Annotated in this window: 19 protein-coding genes and 1 riboswitch; of the genes, 12 read left to right on the forward strand and 7 right to left on the reverse strand. The window is 72.7% G+C overall.

Features of this window, described 5'->3' with window-relative positions; translation table 11 throughout:
• Positions 1-69 precede the first annotated feature (69 nt).
• A complete protein-coding gene (locus ACIQAC_RS15265) occupies positions 70-984 on the forward strand; it encodes a hypothetical protein (RefSeq protein ID WP_402190947.1) in 915 nt (304 codons plus the stop codon).
• A gap of 35 nt (positions 985-1,019) precedes the next feature.
• A complete protein-coding gene (locus ACIQAC_RS15270; RefSeq protein WP_402190950.1) occupies positions 1,020-2,630 on the forward strand; it encodes a glycosyl hydrolase in 1,611 nt (536 codons plus the stop codon).
• A 78-nt stretch (positions 2,631-2,708) separates the two neighbouring features.
• On the opposite strand, the gene ACIQAC_RS15275 is transcribed toward ACIQAC_RS15270, so the two are convergent.
• Positions 2,709-5,714 (reverse strand): AfsR/SARP family transcriptional regulator, encoded by a 3,006-nt coding sequence (locus ACIQAC_RS15275; protein WP_402190953.1) that lies wholly within the window; start codon positions 5,712-5,714, stop codon positions 2,709-2,711.
• A gap of 168 nt (positions 5,715-5,882) precedes the next feature.
• On the opposite strand from ACIQAC_RS15275, the gene ACIQAC_RS15280 reads away from it, so the two are divergent.
• Positions 5,883-7,454: a hypothetical protein gene (locus ACIQAC_RS15280; RefSeq protein WP_402190955.1), complete on the forward strand. Its 1,572-nt coding sequence runs from the start codon at positions 5,883-5,885 to the stop codon at positions 7,452-7,454.
• Between the two features lie 43 nt (positions 7,455-7,497).
• Here ACIQAC_RS15280 and ACIQAC_RS15285 read toward each other — a convergent pair whose 3' ends face one another.
• On the reverse strand, positions 7,498-7,737 hold the full coding sequence (locus ACIQAC_RS15285) for a hypothetical protein (protein ID WP_402190957.1): 240 nt from the start codon (positions 7,735-7,737) through the stop codon (positions 7,498-7,500).
• Positions 7,738-7,836: 99 nt separating this feature from the next.
• A riboswitch (cobalamin riboswitch) is annotated at positions 7,837-8,063 on the forward strand.
• 164 nt (positions 8,064-8,227) lie between these two features.
• Here ACIQAC_RS15285 and metE point away from each other — a divergent pair.
• The 7 genes from metE to ACIQAC_RS15320 all read left to right on the forward strand — a co-directional run bounded on the left by metE (position 8,228) and on the right by ACIQAC_RS15320 (position 16,928).
• Entirely contained in the window at positions 8,228-10,540 is a 2,313-nt protein-coding gene (metE, locus tag ACIQAC_RS15290; protein WP_402190959.1) for a 5-methyltetrahydropteroyltriglutamate--homocysteine S-methyltransferase, read from the forward strand.
• 199 nt (positions 10,541-10,739) lie between these two features.
• Complete coding sequence (locus tag ACIQAC_RS15295; protein ID WP_402190962.1) at positions 10,740-11,831, forward strand: substrate-binding domain-containing protein; 1,092 nt, start codon at positions 10,740-10,742, stop codon at positions 11,829-11,831.
• Positions 11,832-11,946: 115 nt separating this feature from the next.
• Positions 11,947-13,035, forward strand: a complete 1,089-nt coding sequence (locus ACIQAC_RS15300; protein WP_402190964.1) for a mandelate racemase/muconate lactonizing enzyme family protein — start codon at positions 11,947-11,949, stop codon at positions 13,033-13,035.
• Positions 13,032-14,114, forward strand: coding sequence for an ABC transporter permease (locus ACIQAC_RS15305; RefSeq protein ID WP_402190969.1), 1,083 nt, complete (start codon positions 13,032-13,034; stop codon positions 14,112-14,114). Before ACIQAC_RS15300 ends, ACIQAC_RS15305 begins: the two co-directional genes overlap by 4 nt.
• Positions 14,111-15,184, forward strand: coding sequence for an ABC transporter permease (locus tag ACIQAC_RS15310; RefSeq protein ID WP_402190971.1), 1,074 nt, complete (start codon positions 14,111-14,113; stop codon positions 15,182-15,184). The genes ACIQAC_RS15305 and ACIQAC_RS15310 overlap by 4 nt, the downstream gene beginning before the upstream one ends.
• Positions 15,181-16,704, forward strand: a complete 1,524-nt coding sequence (locus ACIQAC_RS15315; RefSeq protein WP_402190974.1) for a sugar ABC transporter ATP-binding protein — start codon at positions 15,181-15,183, stop codon at positions 16,702-16,704. The genes ACIQAC_RS15310 and ACIQAC_RS15315 overlap by 4 nt, the downstream gene beginning before the upstream one ends.
• On the forward strand, positions 16,701-16,928 hold the full coding sequence (locus tag ACIQAC_RS15320) for an L-rhamnose mutarotase (RefSeq protein WP_402190976.1): 228 nt from the start codon (positions 16,701-16,703) through the stop codon (positions 16,926-16,928). Before ACIQAC_RS15315 ends, ACIQAC_RS15320 begins: the two co-directional genes overlap by 4 nt.
• 15 nt (positions 16,929-16,943) lie before the next feature.
• On the opposite strand, the gene ACIQAC_RS15325 is transcribed toward ACIQAC_RS15320, so the two are convergent.
• The 3 genes from ACIQAC_RS15325 to ACIQAC_RS15335 form a co-directional block, all read right to left on the reverse strand.
• The gene (locus tag ACIQAC_RS15325) at positions 16,944-17,975 is read right to left on the reverse strand and encodes an NAD-dependent epimerase/dehydratase family protein (RefSeq protein ID WP_402190978.1); all 1,032 of its coding nucleotides are present in this window, start codon (positions 17,973-17,975) and stop codon (positions 16,944-16,946) included.
• A 99-nt stretch (positions 17,976-18,074) separates the two neighbouring features.
• Positions 18,075-20,327: an MMPL family transporter gene (locus ACIQAC_RS15330; RefSeq protein ID WP_402190980.1), complete on the reverse strand. Its 2,253-nt coding sequence runs from the start codon at positions 20,325-20,327 to the stop codon at positions 18,075-18,077.
• Between the two features lie 20 nt (positions 20,328-20,347).
• Positions 20,348-20,950: a class I SAM-dependent methyltransferase gene (locus ACIQAC_RS15335; RefSeq protein ID WP_402190983.1), complete on the reverse strand. Its 603-nt coding sequence runs from the start codon at positions 20,948-20,950 to the stop codon at positions 20,348-20,350.
• A gap of 173 nt (positions 20,951-21,123) precedes the next feature.
• Here ACIQAC_RS15335 and ACIQAC_RS15340 point away from each other — a divergent pair, with 173 nt between their 5' ends.
• Both ACIQAC_RS15340 and ACIQAC_RS15345 read left to right on the forward strand, forming a co-directional pair.
• The gene (locus tag ACIQAC_RS15340; RefSeq protein WP_402190986.1) at positions 21,124-22,293 is read left to right on the forward strand and encodes a sensor histidine kinase; all 1,170 of its coding nucleotides are present in this window, start codon (positions 21,124-21,126) and stop codon (positions 22,291-22,293) included.
• The gene (locus ACIQAC_RS15345; protein ID WP_402190988.1) at positions 22,290-22,973 is read left to right on the forward strand and encodes a response regulator; all 684 of its coding nucleotides are present in this window, start codon (positions 22,290-22,292) and stop codon (positions 22,971-22,973) included. Before ACIQAC_RS15340 ends, ACIQAC_RS15345 begins: the two co-directional genes overlap by 4 nt.
• 11 nt (positions 22,974-22,984) lie before the next feature.
• Here ACIQAC_RS15345 and ACIQAC_RS15350 read toward each other — a convergent pair whose 3' ends face one another.
• Positions 22,985-23,725, reverse strand: a complete 741-nt coding sequence (locus tag ACIQAC_RS15350) for a GntR family transcriptional regulator (RefSeq protein ID WP_402190991.1) — start codon at positions 23,723-23,725, stop codon at positions 22,985-22,987.
• Positions 23,726-23,791: 66 nt separating this feature from the next.
• The gene (locus tag ACIQAC_RS15355) at positions 23,792-24,613 is read right to left on the reverse strand and encodes an NmrA family NAD(P)-binding protein (RefSeq protein WP_402190992.1); all 822 of its coding nucleotides are present in this window, start codon (positions 24,611-24,613) and stop codon (positions 23,792-23,794) included.
• Positions 24,614-24,651 lie beyond the last annotated feature (38 nt).

The following is a 24,651-nucleotide window of genomic DNA, read 5'->3' on the forward strand; positions in this document are numbered from 1 at the left end:
CGTTGAACCGTTCGGCCGGACGCAGCCGTTGTCGCTCGCGTCGGGACCTGCGACTGGAGAGGGGACACCGTGGCGGACGACGGCAACGACATCGACCACCGGCCGCCGGCCGCTCGGCCCGGCGGCACCGAGGGTGGCTGGGTGCAGGTGGTGAACCTGCTCGTCCAGCTCCTCACCGCCCTCCTCGACCGGGTCAGAAGGCGGGAGACGGCCGCCGCCGACGCGGAACAGGTCCGGACGACCCGGGAACGGTGGGAGCGGCCGGCACAGCAGCCGCCGCGCGAGCCGCGTGGTTCGCGCGGGCCGCTTGAGTCGCGGAGACCGCTTGAGTCGCGGGGACCGCTTGAGTCGCGGGGACCGCTTGAGTCGCGCGGGCTGTCGGGGTCTCAGGACCAGGCGCGATCCGACGCACGTCCCGCCGCGGTGACGCCTCCCGGCAGCCGGGCCCGGACCGCCGACGCCACGTTCGCGCCGTCCGGCGCGGCTCCGGACGTGGACGGGCTCGCCTTCACGGCGGCGGAGCGGGCGCAGCGTGAGCGCCGGGAGGTGGGGCCTCCGGTGCCGGCGAAACTCCCCCTGCCCGCGGCACCTGCTTCGCCGCTCGCCGACACCCCCGCGTCACCCGTCTCCTCCGACGCTGCCGTCTCACCCGACGCTGCCGCCTCACCCGCCGCCCTCGTGTCTCCCGTATCCCCGGAGACACCCGTCTTCCCCGAGACACATGTCTCCCCCGACGCGCCCGCCTCCCCCGAGACACCCGTCTCCCCGGTGTCGCCCGTGTCCGCGAACCCCCCTCGCCTGGAGGTTCCCCCGTCCAGTGCCTCGGACTTCGGGGCCGAAGTGGCGTCCGCGTTGTCGCCGGAGGGGCGGGCGTTTCTCAGAGGGGCGTCGCTCGGCTCGCCGGGTGGTGACTCCTCGGCCGCATCCCGGTCACGCGCCGCGTCTCCGGCCCCGGCCACCGCGCGGACGCCCCGGCGGGGCTGACCCAGACCATCACGACGTACGGAAAGGCACGCTCGATGCGCCGACTGCGCAGACGCACCCAGTTACTGCTCGCTCTGCTGCTGGTGGTCGTCGGTGTGACAGGGACCGCCGTGGCGGTCCAGTGGCACCAGAACGGCAGCAAGACCATCAACAGCCAGAACGCCGCCGACGTGGGCGGCGCCGACCACACCGTGACCTTCCAGAACCGTACGGCCGAACCGCTGTGGGTCGGCAGCACGGTCAACGCCGACGGATCCGCCGCGCTGACCGGGCTGCCGAAGATCGACCCCGGGCAGTCGGCGACCATCACGGTCCCCGAGCACGCGGGGGCCGGGCACTGGCGTGGCAAGTTCTTCGCGCGCCAGGGGTGCGCCGGGGAGGACGGCTCCACGTTCCACTGCGCGGTCGGGGACTGCGGGCCGTACGCGGACCGCTGCTCCACGGGTGAACAGCCCACCAGCCTCGCCGAGTTCAACTTCGACCCCAAGGACGCGCTGGCGCCCTGGTACAACGTCAGTTACGTCAACGCCGTGTCCGTGCCGGTCACCATCACCCCCGACGGCGTACAGGTGCCCGACTCGGGCGCGTGCTCGGTGATGGGCTGTGCGGTGGACCTGCTCTCCGGCTGCCCCGCCGACAACCTCGTCAAGGACCCCGGCAGCGGGAAGGCGCTGGTCTGCGTCAACCCGAACCGGGACGCCAAGACCCCGTACAGCGACGCCGTCAACCGGACGTGCCCGACGGCGTACGCCTGGTCGAAGCAGGACGCCGAGCCCGGCAACGAGGTCGTCCGCCAGTGCACCGAGTGCACCGGCATGACCGTGGCCTTCGGCACCGGCTCCGAGCCGGCGTCCCAGCCGTCCGGGGCCGTGGTGACCGAGCCGCGCGACGCACCGCCGGCCCCCGAGCAGCGAAGCGGCCCCACGGCCAAGGGGGTCAGTCTCAACCCCGTCGACGGTGCCGGCCCGGCACTGGTCGACTCCGGAGCCTCCTGGTACTACAACTGGGCCTCCAGCACGGGTTCGCTCGCCAGGCCGGAGGGCGTCGAGTACGTACCGATGATCTGGGGGGCCGGCTCGGTCACCGACGTCGAACTGGGCGCGGCCGCCCGCGAGGGCACCGCCCTGCTCGGGTTCAACGAACCCGACATGACCACCCAGGCGAACCTGGCCCCGGAGCAGGCCCTGGACCTGTGGCCCCGGCTCCAGGCGACCGGGCTGCGCATGGGCGCCCCGGCCGTCGCCGCCAACGCCGACCTCGAGGGCGGCTGGCTGGACCGGTTCATGCGCGGGGCCGAACAGCGGGGCCTGCGCGTCGACTTCATCCCCGTCCACTGGTACGGCTCCGACTTCGGGCCGAACGCCACCCAGCATCTGCGCGACTATCTGCAACGGATCCACGACCGCTACCAGAAGCCGATCTGGCTGACCGAGTACGGACTCATCGACTGGTCCTCCGGCGCCGCCCGCTACCCGGGCGAGCAGGAGCAGACGGCTTTCATCATGTCGTCCACGCAGATGCTCGACGGCCTGGACTTCGTGGAGCGCTACGCGTGGTTCACGTTGTCCACGCAGACCAGTCCGACCGGCCTCTACGACGGCTCGACCGCGAACGCCTCCGGCCGTGCCTACCGCGAGGCGGGCTGACCACTGACCCGCCACCGCCACCATCACCGCCCCAGCCCCCGCCGGCAGCCGGCTCGCACTCCCCTCGGGCCGCTCATGTCACAGCCGTTTGAGCCGCTCGCGGATCCGTTCCGCGTCCGGATGGTCGAACTCCTCGAAGATGTCCAGTGCCTGTTCCCAGCTGACCCGAGCCGCCGACGGATCGCCGGCGGCCAGTTGTACGTCGCCGAGGTTGCCCAGTGTGTTGCCCTCGCCCCACCGGTTGCCGACGTCACGGTGGGTCCGCAGGGCCTGCTCGAAGTAGGTGATGGCGACGGTGTGGTGGCCGAGCCGGCCGTGCGCGGTGCCGAGGATGTCGAGGGTGACGCCCTCGACCCAGCGGATGCCGTTGGCGCGCAGGATGGTGAGCCCCCGCTCCAGACAGCCGATGGCCTCCTCGAAGCGGCCCAGTCGCTGATAGGTGTCGCCCAGGTTGGCCAGGGCGATGCCCTCCCCCCACGGGCGGCCCAGGCGGCGGTTGAGGACCAGTGCCCTGCGGTGGTACTCCACCGCCTTGCCGAGTTGCCCGGTGTGCAGGTAGACGTCGCCCAGGTTGGCCACGGCCGCGGTCCTGCCCTCCCGGTCGCCCAGTTCCCGGAAGGCGGCCATCGCCCTGCGCAGATGGTCGATGGCCTCCTCGTACAGACCGCAGTGGCGCATCGCGGCGGCGGTGTCGGCGAGACCGCGGGCCTCGCCCCTGCGGTCGTGGTCGGCGCGGGCGGCCTCCAGGCCCGTCCGCGCGGTGTCGAGCCAGTCGTGGTTGTGGCTGCGGAGGTAGAAGAACCCCCACAGCACGGCGGCCAGCCGCCACGCGATACCGCCCTTCCCGGCCGCCGCCGCCTGGTGCACCGCGGCGACCAGATGGGCCCGCTCCGCCTCGCACCAGCGCAGCGCCTCCTCGTGGGTGGCGAACTCCAGGGGCCGGCAGTCGTCGGGCACCGGTGGCAGGGGGATGCGGTTGCGCAACGGCGTGAAGTGCGGGTACGCGGCGTCGGCGGTGTGCAGATACCAGGCGAGAAGCCGTTCTACGGCCGTGTCGCGCTCCGTCCGTGTGGTGTCGGCCTCCACGCGTTCGACGGCGTAGACCCGGAGCAGGTCGTGCAGGGTGTAGCGGCCGGGGAAGTGCTCGGTGAGCAGATGGGCGCGGGTCAGTTCGCCGAGCAGACGGCGGGTCTCGCGCACGGTGAGGCCGGCGAGCGCGGCCACCGCGGGCGCGGACAGATCGGGCCCCGACGGCAGGCCCAGCAGCCGGAACAGACGTGCGGCCGGGTCGGACAGCGCCTGGTACGACCAGGAGAACACGGCCCGGATGTCGGAGGTCATGTCCTCGTCGGCGGCGAAGGCGTCGAGGCTGCCGTGGCTGCCGCGCAGTTCCCCGGCCACCGCGCTGAGCGGGAACCCCGGGTGCGTGGCGGCGTGCGCGGCGACGATCGCGAGCGCCAGCGGCAGCCGGGCGCACCGCGTGATGATCTCGTCCGCGGCCTCCGGTTCGGCGGCCAGCCGTGCCGCCCCGAGCCGGCGGGCCAGCAGGTCGTGCGCCTCCTCGCCCGTCAGTTGGTCCAGGGTGAGCGGATGCGCCCCGTCGAGGGCGACCAGGCCGGTGAGCTGGTTGCGGCTGGTCACGATGACCAGACAGCCGGGGGCGCCGGGCAGCAGCGGGCGGACCTGCTCGGCGTCACGGGCGTTGTCGAGCAGGACCAGCATCCGCCGCCGGTTCAGCATGCTGCGGTAGAGCGCGGCCTGGGCGTCGAGTCCGGCCGGGATCTGTGTCGGCGGGACACCGAGCGCGTCGAGGAAGAGACGGACGGCCTCGCTCGGCGCCGCGACCGAGCCCGTGGGGTCGAAGCCCCGCAGGTTGATGTAGAGCTGTCCGTCGGGGAAGCGGTCGGCGACCTCGTGGGCCCAGTGCACGGCCAGGGCGGTCTTGCCTATGCCGGCCATACCGCCGAGCGCGCTGATCACCACCGTGGCCGGAGGGCTCGCGTCCTTCGGCAACAGGGCCCGCACCAGGTTCAGTTCGGTCCGCCGACCGACGAAGGTGGCGAGATCGGCGGGGAGTTGGGCGGGGCGGGCCGCGCGGGGGGCGGCGGGGGGACGCGGTTCGGCCGGGTCGCCGGGCGTGGGCTCCGGTTGCGGTTCTGGTTCCGGTTCCGGAGATCGCGATGGGGCGTGGCCGACGGTGGGCTTGTCGCCGGCTGCGGGCTTGTCGTACGCCGTGGGCTGGTTGTCGGCCGTGGACGCGGCGTCGGCCACCGGCCGGCCGTTGGCCGTGGTCGGGCGGTCACCCAGCAGCGACTCGTCCGCCGCCAGGATCCGGTCGTGCAGGTACCGCAGGTCCGCCCCGGGTTCGATGCCCAGCTCGGTCATCAGGGTGTGCCGTGTGCCGCGGTAGACGGCGAGCGCCTCGGCCTGCCGCCCGGACCGGTACAGCGCGAGCATGAGCTGCCGGCTCAGCGCCTCCCGCAGGGGGTGCGCGCCGGTGAGTGAGATCAGTTCGGGGATCACCTCGGCGTGCCGGCCCAGTCCGACCTCGATGTCGATCCGGGTCTCCAGCGTGGCCAGCCGCACCTCGTTCAGCTGTGAGCGCTCCGACTCGGCCAACGGTCCCGACAGACCGGCGAGCGCCGCGCCCTGCCACGCGTCGAGCGCGGTGCGCAGCAGCTCCGCGGCGGTGGCGGGCTCGCCCGCGGCCCTCAACCTCCTTGCCTGTGCGACCCGTTGCTCGAACACGGTCAGGTCCAGCGCGTCGTCGCGCACCCGGGCGAGATATCCGTTGCCCACCGAGACGATCACCGGTGCGGACCCGGCGGCGGCGCGCCCCGGTTCGAGCACCTTGCGGAGCCGTGACACATAGGTCCGCAGCACGGACACGGCGGCTGTCGGCGGTTTCTCTCCCCAGACGGCATCCAGGAGTTCGTGCAGCGTGACGGGGCGCCCCCGCCGTAACAGAAGGGCCGCCAGCACGATGCGCTGCTGGGGCGAACCGAGGTCCAGTTCCCGTCCGCCGCGCCAGGCCTTGACCGGACCCAGCAGGGCGAAACTCACCAACTCTTCGGGAGCGTTCACCCGGTGGACTCTATCGAGATCCGAACACATCAGCGGAGGGGTACCACCGTGGTCGGCGTGGCTCCGCCGGTACTTCCTGTCGTACGCGTTGAACCGTTCGGTGTGCGCGGGCCGTTGCGGTAGCGCGGAGGACGTCGGAGATCTCCGCGGCATCGGAAGGGAATGCGCATGGGCCGGGGTGAAGAGAGCGACGAGCCGATCACGGCGGACGACCACTTCGCGGTGGTCGTCTCCGGCGACGGCACGGCCGCCATCGACGGTGTGCCGGTACGGGTGCCGGAGGGGGAGACGGGCGACGCCGCGATCCTGGACGCGTTGCAGGCGCGCGCACGTGCGCTGGACACCCCGGTGACCGCGACCGTCTCGGACCCCGCGGCCGGATACGTGGCCCATGTCGAGGTCGCTCCCGACGGCTCCAGCAGGCTGCTGGAGCAACGGGACACGGACGAGGCGGACTTCGACGCCGTCGAGGTGGCCGAGGCGGACGGCGAGGACGAGGGCGAGGGCAAGGACGCGCCTGATCCCGACGACGCCGACACGGGCCCCGAAGCCGACCCCCTTGTCCTCGAAGAGTGGGACGAGGACGACGAACTCCCCGCCGCCAAACCCCTTCCGGCCGACGACGCCCTCGACACAGTCGACACCTTCGACACCTTCGACACCTTCGACGAGGAGTCGTACACACTTCCCGAGCCCCCGCCCCCGCCCCCGCCCGCCTCCGACCTCGCACCGGACCCGGACCCGGACCCGGACCACGAGCCGGAACACGACGACCACGACGCCGACGACGCCTACGAACCGGCCCTGTCACCACCCCCCACCCCCACCCGCACCGCCTTCCCCCCGCTGGTCAGACGGCTCGACCGTGGGAACGGCGGCCGGCAGTCGGACGACGAGTACACCCCGTCGGGGCTGCTCCAGCGCCCGCTGATCGTCGCGCCGGCCGCACTCGCCGTCGCGGGCATCGTCATCGTGTCTCTGGTGGTCCTCGGCAGCGGCGGATCGGGCGACGACACCCAGCAGCAGTCGGCCCGGGCCGGCGCCCCGACGAGCGGCAGCCCCTCGCCGGAGGCCACGCCGACGTACTCGGTGTCGGTCAGCGCGCCGTCGTCGCCGAGCGCGTCGCCCTCGCCGTCGAAGAGCCCGAAGCCGAAGAAGACCGCCGGGAGTTCCGAGCCCGCGCTGCCCGCGGCCGGCGGGCCCACGGTCACCGAGACGGCTCCGCGCAGCACCACCACGGTGACCGCGGACCCCGCGGTCGACACCGCCGCCACCGCCGTCCGGCGGCTCGCGCGGCAGGACCCCGCCGGGCGGCACATCTGCTACCGGGCGTACGTGTCCGGGACGGGCTGGCAGAAGCCCGTGTGCGACGGCACGCTGGCCGGTACGACGGGCCAGAACAAGCCGATCAAGGCCCTCAACATCGCGGTGCACGGCGTCAACGGCTCCGCCGCCAACGCCGTCCTGTACAACTCCGGTTCGACCAACGGCGAGGGCAGGTGGCAGCCGAGCTGGAGCGCGATCACGGGCGACGGCAAGAACATCTACATCGGCAAGACGTCCGCCAAGTACATGACGGGCTTCGCCATCAACGTCGGAAGCGGCCGGGTCTGCCCCAGCGCCAAGGTCAGCGGCTTCGACTGGGGCAGCCAGGGCTGCGCCGACCCGCGACCGAACTTCGTCTTCGGCGGCGCCATGGAGAACGAACGCCGGCTCGAAGCCGTCAAGATCACCGTGTGACCCGCCCGCACCCACCCGGCCCCGTGCCCACCCGGCCCCGCGCTCAGCCCCGGCCCGCCGCCAACCCGTCGTCCTCGTCGTCACCGTACTCGTCGACGAACCGGTTCGCGTCCGGCGGTTCCGGGCTGAACCAGGCCCGGGACGACCTGGGCGCCGTGAGCAGAAGAACCATCACGAGGGGGCCCGCGATGGTCCGGCCCTCGGTGGTGAGCAACGGTCCGAACGAGCACAGGATCGCCATGATCCGGGCGCCGCGGTCGCCCCGCCACAGCCCGTGGGCCACCGCTCCCGGCAGCCGGGAAGGGGACCGGTACCACGCCTGGTGGCCCAGCTCACCATCCGGATGCCGGACATCGCGCTTGCCTGTGCGACGTCAGCCCGTAGGCTGGCCGACGCAGCTGGTTCGCCCCGTCCGCCAGACGGGATGCGTCGCAAGAGGGAACCCGGTGGGAATCCGGGACTGCCCCGCAGCGGTGAGCGGGAACGACCGCCGTCATACGCACTGGGCTCCACACAGGGGCCTGGGAAGCGACGGCCAGTAGGTGTCCTCCTGATGGAAGGGGGGCGTGCCCGCGAGTCCGAAGACCTGCCAACTGCCCGCGTCCGGTACCCCGTACGCGGACATCTCGGTGACCTCGTGGGCGGGTCGGCGTACACACCGGACGGACGACCGTGCCATGCCGCGCACGTTCGGTTCCGACTGGTTCGTCTCCCCTTCGCGCCCTCGTCCCGTCGCCGGGATCTCAGGGATTCATCTCGCGAAGGAGATCTCCGTGACCAAGCCCGCAGCCGCGGCAGCACGGGCCACCGTGTACGGCTACCCCCGTCAGGGCCAGAACCGGGAACTGAAGAAGGCGATCGAGGGGTACTGGAAGGGCCGCGTCACCGCGGACGCCCTCCGGGACACCGCGGCCGGACTCCGCCGGAGCAACTGGCGCCAACTCACCGAGGCCGGCATCCACGAGGTGCCCACCGGTGACTTCTCGTTCTACGACCACGTGCTCGACACCACCGTCATGGTCGGCGCGATCCCCGCACGGCACCGCACCGCCGTCGACGCGGACGCGCTGGACGGCTACTTCGCGATGGCGCGCGGCACCCAGGACGTGGCGCCGCTGGAGATGACGAAGTGGTTCGACACGAACTACCACTACCTGGTCCCCGAGTTGGGCCCGGACACCGTCTTCTCGGCCGACTCCGCCAAGCAGGTCGCCGAGTTGAAGGAAGCCCTCGCGCTCGGCCTCGACGCCCGGCCCGTCCTCGTCGGCCCGGTCACCTATCTGCTGCTCGCGAAGCCGGCGCCGGGTGTCGCCGCCGACTTCGACCCGCTGACCCTGCTCGACCGGCTGCTTCCCGTGTACGGCGAGGTCCTCGCCGATCTGCGGGCGGCGGGCGCCGAGTGGGTGCAGCTCGACGAGCCGGCCCTCGTGCAGGACCGCACCCCGGCCGACCTGAACGCCGCGGGGCGCGCCTACCGCGATCTCGGCGCCCTCACCGACCGGCCGAAGCTGCTGGTCGCCTCGTACTTCGACCGGCTCGGCGACGCCCTGCCGGTGCTGGCGAAGGCGCCCGTCGAAGGGCTCGCGCTCGACTTCACGGAGGCCGCCGCCGCCAACCTCGACGCCCTCGCCGCGGTCGGCGGGCTGCCGGGCAAGCGGCTGGTCGCCGGGGTCGTCAACGGCCGCAACATCTGGGTCAACGACCTGGAGAAGTCGCTGTCCACACTCGGCACCCTGCTGGGTCTGGCCGACCGGGTGGACGTCGCCGCCTCCTGCTCGCTGCTGCACGTGCCGCTCGACGCGTCCGCCGAGCGGGACATCGAGCCGCAGGTCAGGCGCTGGCTCGCGTTCGCCCGGCAGAAGACGGCCGAGCTCGTCACCCTGGCCAGGGGGCTCGCTCAGGGCACCGACGCCATCGCGGCCGGGCTCGCCGCCAACCGGGCCGACCTGGCCTCCCGCGCCGGTTCGCCGATCACCCGGGACCCGGCCGTGCGGGCCCGCACCGCCGCGGTGACGGAGGCGGACGGCCGCCGCTCCCAGACGTATCCGGAGCGCACCGGCGCCCAGCGCGCGCACCTCGGGCTGCCGCTGCTGCCGACCACGACCATCGGTTCGTTCCCGCAGACCGGCGATCTGCGGGCCGCCCGCGCCGACCTGCGCGCGGGCCGGATCGACACGGCCGGCTACGAGGAGCGGATCCGGGCCGAGATCCAGGAGGTCGTCGCCTTCCAGGAGAAGACCGGCCTCGACGTCCTGGTGCACGGCGAGCCCGAGCGCAACGACATGGTGCAGTACTTCGCCGAGCAGCTCACCGGCTACCTCGCCACGCAGCACGGCTGGGTCCAGTCGTACGGCACCCGGTACGTGCGTCCGCCGATCCTGGCCGGCGACATCTCCCGTCCGCGGCCGATGACCGTGCGCTGGACGACGTATGCCCAGTCGCTGACCGACCGGCCGGTCAAGGGCATGCTCACCGGGCCGGTCACCATGCTGGCCTGGTCGTTCGTCCGTGACGACCAGCCGCTCGGGGACACCGCCCGGCAGGTGGCGCTGGCGCTGCGCGACGAGGTGGCCGACCTGGAGGCGGCCGGGACCTCGGTCATCCAGGTCGACGAGCCCGCGCTGCGGGAGACGCTGCCGCTGCGGGCCGCGGACCGCGCCGCCTATCTGGCGTGGGCCACGGAGGCCTTCCGGCTCAGCACCGGCGGGGTCCGTCCGGCCACGCAGATCCACACGCACATGTGCTACGCCGAGTTCGGTGACATCGTGCAGGCGATCGACGACCTCGACGCGGACGTGATCAGCCTGGAGGCGGCGCGTTCGCACATGCAGGTCGCGCGTGAGCTGGCAGCGCACGGTTATCCGCGGGAGGCGGGGCCGGGGGTGTACGACATCCACTCGCCGCGGGTGCCGGGCGTCGACGAGGCGGCGGCGCTGCTGCGCGAGGGTCTCAAGGCGATCCCCGCGGAGCGGCTCTGGGTCAACCCCGACTGCGGTCTGAAGACCCGCGGCTGGACCGAGACCCGCTCCTCCCTGGAGCACCTGGTGGGCGCGGCCCGTGCGGTCCGTGCGGAGCTGTCCTCCTGACGCCGGAGGCCGGGTGATCACCGGGGAGGGTGCGTAGGCACCCTCCCCGGCTTCATTTCCTATAGCATTTTCAACCCGCCGCGCCCCGGCCCGCCGGGATGCCTGTCCTCACCTGCCTTTGTCAGAAGTCTTGACGCGCCCGCGTTCGTGATCCACGATCGCCGCATCAATTTCCTATCTGATTTCGAAGGGGTGGGACATGCGTTTCCCGACCAGATCCGTCCTGCCCGGCCTGATGGTGACGCTGGTGCTGGCCGCGGGCACGGCGGCCTGCACGTACCGCAACGCCGATGTCGCGGCCGACGGCCAGGCCTCGCCGAACGCGCGGACCGGCGGCGGCGCCGAGCTCGTGGACGGCTCACGGACCAAGGTGGCCCTCGTGCCCGGCGGCGCCCACCCGTACTTCCAGGTCTGGAAGTCGACCCTCGACACCGCCGGGAAGACGTACGGACTCGGTGACGTCACCTTCGACGAGACGGCGGAGTGGGACCAGCAGAAGCAGAACAACCTGCTGTCCACGCTCGCCGCGCGCGGCTACAACGCCTTCGGGGTGTTCGGTGTCTCCCCCACCGACATCAACACGACCTTCGCCGACCTCAGGTCGCAGGGCTTCGCCGTGGCGTCACTCGGCTCCTGCCCGGCCGGTGGTGAGGACGAGGCCGACTTCTGTCTCTCCACCAACGTCGAACTCGCCGCGTACAAGGCGACGAAGGCGGCAATCGAGGCCATGGGCGGCAAGGGCTCCCTGGTCCATGTGACCGGCAACAACGTGGACGCCAACACCCAGCTGCGGATCAAGGGGGTCAAGAAGGCCGTCGACGAGTCGGGCGGCAAGGTCAGGCTGCTCCAGACCATCACCGACATCGACAAGGACCTCCAGACCGCGCAGAAGGCGGTGTCCGACCTGATGGCGGCCAAGGGCGACCAGGTGCAGGGCATCGTCGCCACCGCCTACAACCCGGCCGTCGCCGCCGCCGACGCCGTACAGGCGACCGGGTCGGCGGCGAAGGTCGTCGCCATCGACGACGACGCCAAGATCCTCGGCGCCATCGAACAGGGCACCGTCGCCGCGACCGTCGTACAGAACCCGGTCGGCCAGGCCGAGGTCGGCACCTGGGCCCTCGCGCTGCTCCAGACCGAGCAGTGCGCCATGCGCACCCCCGGCGTCGAGGTGGACTCGGGCTCCTTCGTCGTCGACAAGGCCAACGTGGCCGACTACGACAAGGACCGGCAGGCCAAGACCGAGCAGCTCAAGACGGAGTTCGCCGACAAGCTCCTCGACTGCGGCTGACCGGCCCCACCACGGCCCGCACCGAACCATCATCGGGCCACCCCGGCAGGGGCGCGGGGAACCGCGCGACCAGCCCCACCGGCCCGCACCCACCACAGAAAACGGACATCGCTGGATGAGCATCATCACGACCGCGACCGCCAGGCTGGCGGACATCGCCGTCGAGACGGACCGTACCGACGCGGTGCAGTCCTTCGTGAAGCAGGAGACGGTCCTGGTCGACCTGGTGACGTCGGACGGCGTCACGGGCACCGGCTACACCTACACGATCGGCACCGGCGGCACCTCCGTACTGGCGCTGCTGCGGGACCATCTGCTGCCCGCCCTCGTCGGTCAGGACGCCCGGGGTGTGGAGGCGCTGTGGCAGCGGCTGTTCGCGCTGACCCGGGCGACCACCACCGGCGCCATCACCTCCCTCGCGCTCGCCGCCGTCGACACCGCCCTGTGGGACGTGCGCTGCAAACGGGCCGGTGAGCCGCTGTGGCGGCTGGCCGGCGGACACCGCCAGGAGGTGCCGGTCTACGACACCGAGGGCGGCTGGCTCCACCTGGGCGCCGAGGAGCTGGTGAAGAGCGCCCTGCGCGCCCAGGAGCAGGGCTGGGCCGGCGTCAAGATCAAGGTGGGCAAGCCGCACCCCGCGGAGGACGCCGAACGGATGCGTGCCGTACGGGAGGCGGTGGGCCCGGCGCTGCACATCATGACGGACGCCAACCAGTCCCAGACGGCGTCCTCGGTGCTACGGCTCGCGGCCGCGCTCGAACCGTACGACCCGTACTGGCTGGAGGAGCCGCTGCCCGCGGACGACATCAGCGGGCACGCCCGGCTGGCGCGCGCGACCCGGGTCCCGGTCGCCGTGGGCGAGTCGATGTACTCGCTCATGCAGTTCCGCAGCTATCTGGAGGCCGGTGCCGCGTCCGTCGTGCAGGTCGACGCGGCGCGGATCGGCGGGATCACCCCGTGGCTGAAGGTCGCGCACCTCGCCGAGAGCCACAACGTGATGGTGTGCCCGCACTTCCTGATGGAGCTGCACGTCAGCCTGGCCGCCGCGGTGCCCAACGGCACGTACGTCGAGTACATCCCGCAGCTGCGGGCCGTCACCCGGAGCGAACTGACCATCCGCGACGGCCTCGCGCTCGCCCCGGACGTGCCCGGCATCGGCATCGACTGGGACCCGGACGCCCTGGACGACCGGAGGGTGGCATGACCGCGCCCGTCACCCCCTCCGACACGGACAAGGGCGCGGCCACGGAGGCACCGGCGGCCGGCGGCCGGCACCGGATGCCGTTCTGGGTCAACCAGCGGCTCGGGCTGCTGGTCCTGGTCATCGGGCTCGGTGTGCTGTTCGGGGTGTTGCGGCCCGCGTTCACCGACGAGCGGCTGGTGCTCTTCCCGCTGCTGCGGGACGTGTCCACACTGACCGTGGTGGCGCTCGCCCAGATGGTCGCGCTGTCGGTGGGGCACATGAACCTCGCCGTCGGCCGGATGGCGGCCTTCGGGGCCATGTTCGCCGGACTCGGCTACGACAAGCTCGGGGTACCGATGCCGGTCGGGCTGCTGATGTGCCTGGCCGCCGGGGCCGCGATCGGCGCGCTCACCGGCTGGATGATCGCCCGGACCGGGGTGAGTTCGTTCGTCGTCACGCTCGCCATGGACTTCGCCCTGCTGGGCCTGGTGTCCCTGATGTACTCGGCGCTCACCGAGGACGCCGCCTTCACGACCCGGCCGTCCGGCATCGCCGAACTGCGCTCCTACTCGCTCGCCGACATCTGCGCGGGACCGATCTGCGGCTCGCCGGCGATCCCGCAGCTCGCCCAGTTCACCGTGCTCGCGATGGCCGGCCTCGGTTTCCTCTACGGCTTCACCCGGCTCGGCCGCGAACTGCTGCTCACCGGCGCCAACCCGGCGGCGGCCGAGCTGTCCGGCATCCCCACCGGACGCCGGATCCTGCTCGCCCACACCCTGTCCGGGCTGCTCGCCGCGCTCGCCGGGTTCATGGCGGCGGTCGGCACCGGCACCTTCCGCGCCTCCATCGGCGAGGACTTCATGCTGCCGTCGTTCCTGGGCGCGGTGCTCGGCGGCACCCTGCTCACCGGCGGAGTGGTGTCCGTCCTCGGCACACTGCTGGGCACGGCCCTGGTCAGTGTGATCCGCAAGGGCCTCGACCTGCTCGGCGTCGGCCTGGAAAGCCTCAACATCTACCTCGGCGGTGTCCTGCTGCTGGCCCTGTCGGCCGACCGGATCCGCGCCGTGGTGTCCTATCGCAAGGTGGTGCGCGACACATGAGCACGATCCGCGAACAAGGGGGGCCGGCCGTCGAGTTGGTGCGCCGGCTCTCCCGTTCCACCACGACCATGCTGCTGTGTGTGGTGCTGGCGGGATCCGTCGCGCTGGGCATCGCGTCGTCGGGCTCGTTCTTCGAGGGCCCCTCGATCCGCGTCTTCCTCCAGTACCTCGCCACGCCGATCCTCATCGGCCTCGCGCAGATGGTGGCCCTGTGCGTGGGGCAACTCAACCTCGCCGTCGGCGCGTTGGGCGGCTTCACCGCCTGTCTGATGGGGGTGCTGATGGCCGACCAGGGGGTGCCCGCCCCGGTCGCCGTGCTGGTGGGTCTGGTCACGGCGACGGCCGTCGGCCTGGTGACCGGCCTGATCATCGTGGCCACACAGATCAACGGGTTCATCGTGACGCTCGCGACGATGACGATCCTGCTGGGCGCGCAGTACCGGCTCACCGGCACCCGCACCATCGACGGCTACTCCTCCGCCCTGCGCGACCTGGGCCGGTCGGCGCCGCTGAACATCCCGCTCGTCTTCGTCACCGCGATCGTGGTGGCGGTGCTGCTGGCCGGGTTCATGTACCGCTCGGTGGCGGGCCGCCGGCTCCTCGCGGCGGGCGGCAACCCACTGGCCGCCCGGCTGTCCGGCATCTCCACCGACCGGCAGATCGTCGCCGCGCACACCCTGTCCGGGCTGCTGATCGGCGTGGCCGCCGTGGTCGCCACCGCCTCGCTGCCCGGCGTCAACCGCAGCGTCGGCGGCGACTGGCTGCTGCCGAGCTTCGCCGCGCCGATCATCGGCGGTGTGGCGCTTACCGGCGGTTCCATCGCCGTGTTCGGGACGGTCCTCGCCGCGTTCGTGACCCGGCTCATCGACGCGGCGCGCGCCCAGTTCTCGCTCGACCCGAGCTGGGTGAACCTGCTCATCGGCCTGGTGGTGCTCGGCACGGTCGCCGGTGGCCGGCTGCACCAGACCCGGCTGGAGAGGACGGGCGGAGGCGGCGGTACGGCGTCCCCACCACCGGACAGTGGTCAGCAGCCGCCCGCCGTCCTGCCGCAGCCGGGAGGTGCCCGATGAGTACGGTCCTCCTCGAATGCCGTGACCTGGTCAAGGTGTTCCCCGGTGTACGGGCCCTGGACGGCGTTGGACTGCGGCTGACCGCGGGCACCGTGCACGCGCTCCTCGGCGAGAACGGCGCCGGGAAGTCCACCCTCATCAAGGTCCTGACCGGTGTGCACTCCCCCGACGGCGGCGAGTTGACCTGGTGCGGCGAGGCGGTCCGGCTGCGCTCGCCGCTGGAGGCGACCCGTACCGGAATCGGTGTCGTCCACCAGGAGCGCAACCTGATCCCGGGCTTCTCCGTGGCGGAGAACATCACCCTTCAGAAGCCGCCCTCGCGGCGCGGACTGATCGACCGCGCGGGGATGACCGAACCTGCCCTCGCGTGTCTCGCCGAGCTGGGCGTCGACCTCGATCCGGACCGTCCGGTGCGTGAACTGTCCGTGGCGCAGCAGCAGTTGGTGGAGATCGCCAAGGCGCTGCACACCGAGAGCCGGGTGCTGCTGCTCGACGAGCCCACCGCCTCCCTCTCCCCGCAGGAGACGGAACGCCTCTTCGAGGTGATCCGGCGGCTGGCCGCCCTCGGCGCCTGTGTCGTCTTCGTCAGCCACAAGCTGGAGGAGGTCTTCGCCGTCTGCGACACCGTCACCGTGCTGCGCGACGGCAGGTCGGTGCTGGAGTCGTCGCCGCTCGCCGAGCACACCCACGACGACGTCGTCGGCCTGATGGTGGGCCGCGCCCACTCGGCGGCCGAGATGCGCCCGCGCACGGTCGACCGGACGGCCGCGCCCGCGCTGGAACTCGACGCGCTCTCCACGGCCGGCGGCCACCGTGACATCAGCCTCGCGGTGCGGCCCGGCGAGATCGTCGGCCTGTACGGGCTGGTCGGCGCCGGCCGCAGTGAGCTGGTCAAGGCGGTCCTCGGCCTCGACCGCATCACCGGCGGCGAGGTCCGGGTGCACGGGAAGCCGGCCCGGATCACCTCGCCCCGCCAGGCGTTGCACGAGTTCGGCATCGGCTATGTCACCGAGAACCGCAAGGAGGAGGGTGTCTTCCTGGAGCAGCCCATCGTCCGCAACATCACGGTGACGGTGTGGAAGCGGCTGGCGAAGGCGCTGGGTTTCGTCTCGGCGCGCGAGGAGCGCGACATCGCGCAGGACCTCGTGGACCGGCTCGGCATCCGGGTGTCGGGGCTCGGGCAGAACGCCGGTGAGCTCTCCGGCGGCAACCAGCAGAAGGTCAGCCTCGCCAAGTGGCTCGCCGCCGACACCCGGCTGCTCGTCGTGGACGAGCCGACGGTCGGTGTCGACGTCCGCACCAAGCACGCCTTCCACGAGCTGATCTGGGACCTGGCCCGTGACGGGCTGCCGATCCTGCTGATCAGCAGCGACCTCGCGGAGATGGTGACGCTCGCCGACCGGATCGTCGTCATGACGGACCACCGGGTGCGCGGCGAGGTCGACAACGACCGGGACTACGACCGGATGAGCGGCCGGGTCATCCGGCTCATCCACCACCGTGACGCGGTGCCGTCGTGAGGCGTGTGGTGCAGGTCGTCGCCGTACGCCCGGAGAAGCTGGACCGGCTGATCGGGTACTTCGAGTACGGCGGCGACGACCTGGCGGCGGACCTCGCCCCGATGGCGGCGGACGAGGCCACGCAGGAGTGGTGGCGGCTGACCGCGCCCCGCCGGTTGCCGGTGCCGGAGGCGGCGCCCGGCGAGTGGTGGACGTCGGCGGAGCAGGTGTTCCTGAGGGAGTGAAGCACCAGCGACGGCCTACCGGCGTTCCACGGCTCCGTGTGCCACCAGGCTCTCCCCGCAGTCGAGGACCGTCTGCCGGGCCGGGCGCGGCTGCCAGCCCAGGACGGTCCGCGCCTTCTCGGTGCTGTGCCGGTTGCGGCGGCCCAGCGCGGGGGTGATCTCGCGCAGGCTCGGGTCCCGGAAGCGGGCCACGAGGCGGACGACGGTGTCGGGGATCTGCCGGGTGGACACGTGCCGGCCGGCGTCCCCGAGGCCGTCGCGCAGGATGCGGGCCATGTCCCGCATCCACAGGAACTCGCCGGTGGCGAGGAACCGCTGACCGGCCGCGGCCGGTGACTCCAGCGCCCGCAGATGGACGTCCACCAGATCCCGTACGTCGACGACTTCCAGGCCGATGCGGGGGACGCCGGGCATCTTCCCGGAGAGCATCCGGGCGACGATCCCGACGGAGCCGACCGTGCTGCTGGTGAGGACCGGCCCGAACACGGCGCCGGGCAGCACGGTGGTGAGTTCGGTGCCGCCGCCCCGCTGCGCCATGAAGTCCCAGGCGGCCCGCTCGGCGAGGGTCTTGGAGCGGCGGTAGGGGATCAGGGTGGGGTCGTCGGGGTCCGTCCACAGGGTCTCGTCGGTGACGCCCTCCTCGGCGTACGAGGAGGGGCTCGCGGCGTTGGCCGCGGAGGTCATCACGATCCGTTTGACGCCGGCGGCCGTCGCGGCGCGCAGCACCCGCAGGGTGCCGTCGTGGGCCGTGCGGATCATAGCGTCCGGGTTGTCGCCCGCGGAGACACCGAGGGGCGAGGCGACGTGCAGGACGTGGTCGACGCCCGCGACGGCCTCCTCCCAGCCGGCGTCGGCGGTGAGGTCGGCGACGGCGAACCCGAGCCTGCCCGCGGGGTCGGCCTCGCCGGACAGGGCGTCGAGGACGGACCGCTCACGGGCGGCGGACCGTACGGTCGTACGCACGTCGTAGCCGCGGCGGAGCAGCTCGGCGATGCACCATCCGCCGATGTAACCGGTACCGCCGGTGACCAGAACCAGGTCGGACATGGGGAACCTCCGGGGTCTTGCTGGGTGGACCGATGAAGCGGAGCCCCCTCCGGAACTCCTCCAACGTAAGGGCGGGCCGGGTGACCGGCAATCGCGCGCTCAGCCCGGGACGGCGGCAGGCGGTTCCTCCGCGGCCCGCTCCCGCAGCCGCTCGGCCTGCGCGGGCGGGCCCTCGATGTGCAGCTCGGGCAGGAGCCGGTCGAGGCGGGCCGGCATCCACCAGTTGCGGCGGCCGAGCAGATGCATGGTGGCGGGCACCAGCACCATCCGGACGAGTGTCGCGTCCAGCAGGATCGCCGAGGCCATTCCGACGCCGATGACCTTGAGGACGACCTCCGTGCTGGGCACGAACGCGAGGAACACCACGATCATGATGGCCGCCGCGGCGGTGATGACCCGGCCGGTCCCCGCGAGCCCCTCGGTGACGGCCCGCGCGTTGTCGCCGTGCCGCAGCCAGGACTCCCGGACCCGGCTGAGCAGGAACACCTCGTAGTCCATGGACAGCCCGAACAGCACGGCGAACATCAGTACCGTGACGAAGGGCGGCAGCGGGGTGGGGGTGTCGATGCCGACGAGCTGCCCGGCCCAGCCACCCTGGAGGACCAGGGCCACCACACCGTACGAGGCGGCCACCGACAGCAGGTTCATCAGCGCCGCCTTGAGGGGCACGGTGACACTGCGAAAGGCGATCATCAGCAGCGCCATCGACAGGACGATGACACCGGCGATGAGGTAGGGGATACGGCGTGACAGGTCGTCGGTGGAGTCGATCGACTGGGCGCTCGCGCCGCCGACCCGGACCTCGGTGCCGGTGCCGTCGGTGGCCGACGGGATGGTGGTGTCGCGCAGCCGGTTCACCAGCTCCTGGGTCTGCTCGTCCTGCGGTCCGGTGGTGGGCACGACCCGCATGACGGCGGTGTCCCCCGCCGGGTTGAGCCGCGCCGGCTGGACGGAGGCGACACCCGGGGTGTCGGCGGTGGCCTCGCGCAGGGCGGTCAGGACGCTGTCGTCACCGGCCTCCGGCAGTTGCGCGACCAGCACGAGGGGCGCGTTGTGGCCGGGCCCGAAACCGTCGGCGACGGCGTCGTAGGCCTGCCGGGACATGGCGCTCTCGCGGTTGTTGCCGGCGTCGGGGAAGCCGAACCGCACACCGAGGAAGGGCGCGGCGAGGGCCAGCATGACCGCCGTACCGGCGACGGCGGCGAGGACGCGGTGGCGCCCGACGAACCCGCTCCACCACAGCCAGCCCCGGCCGGGCCGGACATGGCCGTCGGCCTCCATCACGGGCCCGGTGGCGCGGCGCCCGCGGGGCAGGGGCAGGCGCAGCCGGTCGATGCGTGTGCCGAGGTAGCCGAGGAGCGCGGGGAACAGGGTGACGCTCGCGGCGAGGACCACGAGGACGGCGACGATCGCGACCACGGCCGCGCCCCGCATGTAGGCGAGCCCCATGGCGAACAGGCCGAGCAGGCTGAAGATGACCGTGACCCCGGCGACCAGCACGGACCGGCCGGCGGTGTCGAGGGTGTGGGCGGTCGCGTCCTCGGGGTCGAGTCCGGCAGCCCGCGCCTCCCGGAACCGGGTCACCATGAGCAGGACGTAGTCGATGCCTATGCCGATGCCGAGCATCGCGGCCAGGGAGGTCGACCACTCGGGGGCGTCGACGAGGTTGATCACCAGGCCGGTCGCCATGGCGCTGACGACGAGTCCGGCGAGGGCGACGGCGATGGGCAGCCCGGCGGCGACGACGGAGCCGAACGTCAGCAGCAGGATGACGGCCGCGAAGAGCAGGCCGATCGCCTCGGAGCCGATCGGTCCGCCCTCGGCGAGGTTGACGGCCTGCCCGCCCAGGAACACCCGGGTGCCGTCGGTGCTGTGCGCGGTGGCGATGTCCATCAGGCGGGTGGTGTCCTCGACGGGCATGTCGGCGCCGTTCGCCACGTCGAGCCGGGCCTCGGTCACCAGGACCCGGCCGTCCGGGTCGATCGCGCCGGGTGTCGTGTAGGGGTCGGCGACCTGGCTGACGTGCGGGGCGTCGCCCAGTTCGCCGAGCAGGTCGGAGACTTCGGCGCGGATCTGCCGTACCCCTTCGTCGGCCTCGACGACGACGGTGACGACGGAGCCGGACTGGCTGCTGAAGCGCTCCTCCAGGAGCTGCTGGGCCCGCTGGGACTCGGAGCCGGGGGCCGAGTAGTCGGCGGTGAACTCGCCGCCGAAGGCGCGGGACAGGGCCAGTACGGCGATCAGTGCGGCGAGCCAGGTGAGCAGGACGGTGCCGCGCCGGCGGTGGGCGGTGCGTCCCAGCCTGCCGAGCAGGCCGTCCGCCGCTCCTCGCGGTCGGGTGGGTGTGGTCATGACGGTGCTCCTTGCGTGAGTCACGCTGCGGGGGCGGGCACGGGTGCGGGGACCGGGCGGCGGCAGTGGTAGACGAGGGCGGGCGGCAGATTGCCCCAGACCGTGCGGCCGACGACGACCTCGTCGAACCGGGTGTGCAGCGACCGGGACAGCCGCCGGGCCGGTGTGGTCCAGCGGGCGTGCACGTAGGCGAAGGTCGTGAAGACGCCGTCGGCGTGCAGCACCGAGGTGACGGCGTGCAGGACGTCCCGCTGGTCGTGCGGGGAGAACGCGGCCCAGGGCAGTCCGCTGACGACGACGTCGGCGCCGGGCAGTCCGCGCTCGGCGAGGACGGCCCTGAGGTCGCGGGCGTCGGCGCGGGCCACGTCGACGCCCGGGTGGGCGAGGGCGAGACGGGCCGCGAACCGGTCGTTCAGCTCGACGGCTATGTGCCGGCCGCGTCCCGCGAGCCGCCGCTGTATCACCGCGGTGAACGCGCCGGTGCCGGGGCCCAGCTCGACCACCACCGGGTCCCCCGGGCCCGTCGGGACCGGTGCGGCGGCCACCTTGGCCAGTGACCGGCCACTGGGCGCGACCGCGCCCACGGTCAGCGGACTGCGCAGGAATTCCCACAGGAACGTCACCGGAGGAGGCCTCTCGTGCTGGTGTGCCGCGACTGCCGCGGCCGTGCCTCGACGCTAGGGAGGCGCGGGCGGCCGGGACTTCCTGCGCCGAGCCGGGAAAACGGCCGGTGGGAGGGGGTGGGGCGGCCAGAAGGAGGAGACGCCGGGAGGAGGGCCGGACGTAGTCTGATGGGGTGAGCGCATCCCTCCGGCGCCGCCTGAAGCTGGACCTCCTCCTCGCCCTGGCGGCGGCCGGCATCGGTGCGGCCACCATCATCACGGGCCTTTCCGACCGGCCCGTGCTCCAGTCCGTCCTGGTGCAGTCGGCCGCCCTCGGCCTGGTGCTGGTGCGGTACGTGCCGCTGGTCGCGCTGGCCGTCGAGGTGGCGCTGGTGGCGGTGACCGACGTGCTGCTGCCCGACACCAGTCATATGGCGCCGCTGGTCGCGGCCGTGGCCCTGGGCGCGGTGGCCTACCGCTACGGCAACCGGATCACGGCCGTGGCCTACGCCGCGACCGTCTCCGCGGTCCTGTTCAGCGTCAGCCGCGACCACGAGGGGGCGCTGTGCGGCGCGGACGGTGTGGTGCGCATCCTGTCGACGGCCGCGGCCGTCGCGGCGCCCGTGGCGTTCGGCCGCTATCTCGTCGGTGTGAAGCAGGCCGCGGCCGTCGCCCGGGAGCGCGCCCGGGAGGCGGAGGAGCACCGGCTCGCCGAGACCCGGGCGGCCCGGATGGCCGAGCGGGCGCGGCTCGCCGGGGATCTGCACGACCTGGTCGCCCACCATGTGTCGGCGATCGCGCTGCGTGCCGGTTCCGCGCAGTACGCGGCGACACACGCCCCCGACCAGCAGGACCGGCTGGACGCGGCGCTCGGCGGTCTGGACGCCATCCAGTCCAACGCCCGCGAGGCCCTGGTGGATCTGCGGGGCCTGCTGCGCATCCTGCGCGACCCCGAGAGCCCCGACTCCGTGGTGGACCCCGAGCGCATGATCGGCGAGGCGGTGGAGCGCAGCCGTACGGCGGGCCTGCGCGTCACCCTCACCCAGGACGAGCGCGCCACGCGCGTACCGCTCACACTGCGGGTGACGACCGCCCGCGTGATGCAGGAGGCGCTGACGAACGCGCTCAAGCACGCCGGTCCCGGCTCCGACGTGGCCGCCTCGGTCGAGGTGAGCGGCGACCGGCTGGTCATCGACGTGACCAACACGGTACGGCTGCCGAGGACCGCCCCGCTGCCTCCCTCGGGGCACGGCCTGACCGGGATGCGCGAGCGGGTCGAGGTGCTCGGTGGCACCCTGTCCGCCGGCCGCACCACCAAGGGCTGGCAGTTGACCGTCGCTCTCCCCCTGGAGGTCCGCTCATGATCCGAGTCCTCGTCGTCGACGACCAGGCCATCGTGCGGGCGGGCGTCACCCTCCTGCTGCGTACGGCGGGTGAGGACGTCGTCGGGGAGGCGGCCGACGGGCACGACGCCGTCCGGCTCGCCGAACGGCTGCACCCGGACGTGATCCTGATGGATCTGCGGATGCCCCGCATGGACGGCATCGAGGCCACCCGCCGTATCCTCGCCGCGCTGCCCGGCACGCATGTGCTGATGCTGACGACGTTCGACGACGACACCGAGGTCTACGGGGCGCTGAGCGCGGGGGCCGTCGGCTATCTGCTGAAGGACGGCCCGGCCGAGTCGATGCTGGACGCGGTGCGCCGCGCCGCACGCGGCGAGCCGCTCCTCGCCCCGGCCGTGCTGGCCCGGGTGCTGGCCCGTGCCGTGCAGTCCCACCACGACACGGTCAGCGCCGCCCCCGCCGAGGACACCTCCGGCCGGCTGGCCGCCCTGACCCGCCGCGAACGCGAGGTGCTCGCGCTGGTGGGGGCCGGACAGTCCAACGCGGAGATCGGCGAGACCCTGCATCTGGGCGTGACGACGGTGAAGTCCCATGTGGCGGCGGCCACGCAGAAACTGGGGCTGCGCAACCGGGTCCAGGCGGCGGTGGTGGCCCACCGGCTGGGCCTGGTGGACGACGACTTCCGCCCCTCGCCCTGACCGGCCGGGGTCTACTCCCCGTCCTCCGACTGCCGTTCCATACTGCGTGTCAGATGGTCCGTCATCGCCTCCGCCGCGCGTTCGGCGTTGCGGCGCAGTACCGCCCGCAGGATCCGTTCGTGTTCCGCGACGGTGGGGCCGACGGCCACCACGACGGTGCTGAGCCGGAAGATGTGCAGGTGCGCGTGGAGGCGTTCCACCGCGTCCGCGAGGAGCGGCCGGTGCGCGGCCCGGCCGATGGCCTCGTGGAAGCGCTGGTCGAGGGCGGCGAAGTCGCGGTAGGACGCGTACCGCCCGTTGGGGCTCGGGTGGGACTGCATCTCCTCGACGATCCGTTCCAGGCCGTCGAGTTGGGCCTCGGTGGCGTTGCCGGCGGCGAGCGCCGCGGCCCTGGGTTCCAGCAGGAGCCGCATCTCGTAGAGCTCCTCCAGGCCCTGAGGGGTGAGCAGTTCCGTGGCGCGGTAGCCGGACAGGGCGCGCTTGACGACCAGGCCGTCGGACTCCAGGCGGGCCAGCGCCTCGCGGACGGGTGTCGGGGAGACCTTGAGGGTGCGGGCGAGCGCCTCGATGCCGGCGCGGGCGCCGGGGGCGATCTCGTGGTCCATGACCATCGCCTTGATGCGCTCGTACACGCTGTCCGACAGGGCCTGGCGGACGGGCGATCCGCTCTCCTCGGACCCGCGCTCCTCCGGCCCGCTCTCCCCGCCACTGCCGGCCGGGACGCCGGCCGCGGAAGGACGGTGCGGCGGCATCCCGGCTCCTCCTGCCTCAAGGCTCTCTGTGATCCCCACAGTTTACCCAGGTGGACGCGGTGGGGGTCAGCCTCCGAAGGCCGCCGCGTTCTCCCGTACCCACTGGGCGAAGGTGCGGGCGGGACGGCCGGTGACCTGTTCGACGGTGGGCAGGACCGTGCGGCCCGCCTCCGGCGGGTTGGTGCGCACCATGACGAAGAAGTCGATGTCGTCGTCCGAGTAGCCCTCCGCACGCCAGCGCGCGATCATCTCGTCGCGGCCCAGCTCGACGAAGCGCACGTCCCGGCCGAGCACGTCGGCGAGGACGGCGGCCTTCTCCGGCGCGGTCAGCGCCTCGGGGCCGGTGAGCGGGTACTCCTTGCCGCTGTGGCCGTCGCCGGTCAGTACGGCGGCGGCGACCGAGGCGATGTCGGCGTCGTGCACCATCGAGCTCGGCACGGTGGGGAAGCCGTCCCGGACCACACCCTCCTGGCGCACGGACTCGGCCCACTCCAGGACGTTCGACATGAACTCGACGGGCTCCAGGTAGGTGAAGTCCATTCCGCCGGCGGCCACGGCCTCGTCCAGCGGGGTCTTGTCGAGGTCGCCCTTGAGCACGGTCACCTTGCGCACCCCGGCGGCCACCGCGGCGTCGACGATCTCGGTGGCGTTGGCCAGCGGGGCGTAGTCGTCGCCGAAGCTGATCAGATGCGCGGCGCTCACCCCGGCGAACGCCGCGGGCAGGGTCGCCGTGACGGCGAGGTTGCCCGCCACCACCTCCGTCCCCTCGGGGAGGCCGGCGGTCGCGGGGTTGCGGGTCAGCGCGCGGACCCGGTGTCCGGCGGCCAGCAGCTGGGCGACGAGCGGGCGGCCGACGTTGCCGGTGGCACCGGTGACAAGAACGGTCATGGCGGGGGTCTCCTTAGGTCGTGTGACCACCGTAGGAG

It is taken from the genome of Streptomyces sp. NPDC088387, assembly GCF_044753385.1.
GTDB lineage: Bacteria > Actinomycetota > Actinomycetes > Streptomycetales > Streptomycetaceae > Streptomyces.

Excerpts from the sequence above, each read along its gene's own strand:
- ACIQAC_RS15270 (WP_402190950.1), top strand. The coding sequence starts at position 1,020 with ATGCGCCGACTGCGCAGACGCACCCAGTTACTGCTCGCTCTGCTGCTG.
- ACIQAC_RS15280 (WP_402190955.1), top strand. The coding sequence starts at position 5,883 with ATGGGCCGGGGTGAAGAGAGCGACGAGCCGATCACGGCGGACGACCAC.
- ACIQAC_RS15295 (WP_402190962.1), top strand. The coding sequence starts at position 10,740 with ATGCGTTTCCCGACCAGATCCGTCCTGCCCGGCCTGATGGTGACGCTG.
- ACIQAC_RS15300 (WP_402190964.1), top strand. The coding sequence starts at position 11,947 with ATGAGCATCATCACGACCGCGACCGCCAGGCTGGCGGACATCGCCGTC.
- ACIQAC_RS15305 (WP_402190969.1), top strand. The coding sequence starts at position 13,032 with ATGACCGCGCCCGTCACCCCCTCCGACACGGACAAGGGCGCGGCCACG.
- ACIQAC_RS15310 (WP_402190971.1), top strand. The coding sequence starts at position 14,111 with ATGAGCACGATCCGCGAACAAGGGGGGCCGGCCGTCGAGTTGGTGCGC.
- ACIQAC_RS15315 (WP_402190974.1), top strand. The coding sequence starts at position 15,181 with ATGAGTACGGTCCTCCTCGAATGCCGTGACCTGGTCAAGGTGTTCCCC.
- ACIQAC_RS15325 (WP_402190978.1), bottom strand. The coding sequence starts at position 17,975 with ATGTCCGACCTGGTTCTGGTCACCGGCGGTACCGGTTACATCGGCGGA.
- ACIQAC_RS15330 (WP_402190980.1), bottom strand. The coding sequence starts at position 20,327 with ATGACCACACCCACCCGACCGCGAGGAGCGGCGGACGGCCTGCTCGGC.
- ACIQAC_RS15345 (WP_402190988.1), top strand. The coding sequence starts at position 22,290 with ATGATCCGAGTCCTCGTCGTCGACGACCAGGCCATCGTGCGGGCGGGC.
- ACIQAC_RS15350 (WP_402190991.1), bottom strand. The coding sequence starts at position 23,725 with ATGCCGCCGCACCGTCCTTCCGCGGCCGGCGTCCCGGCCGGCAGTGGC.
- ACIQAC_RS15355 (WP_402190992.1), bottom strand. The coding sequence starts at position 24,613 with ATGACCGTTCTTGTCACCGGTGCCACCGGCAACGTCGGCCGCCCGCTC.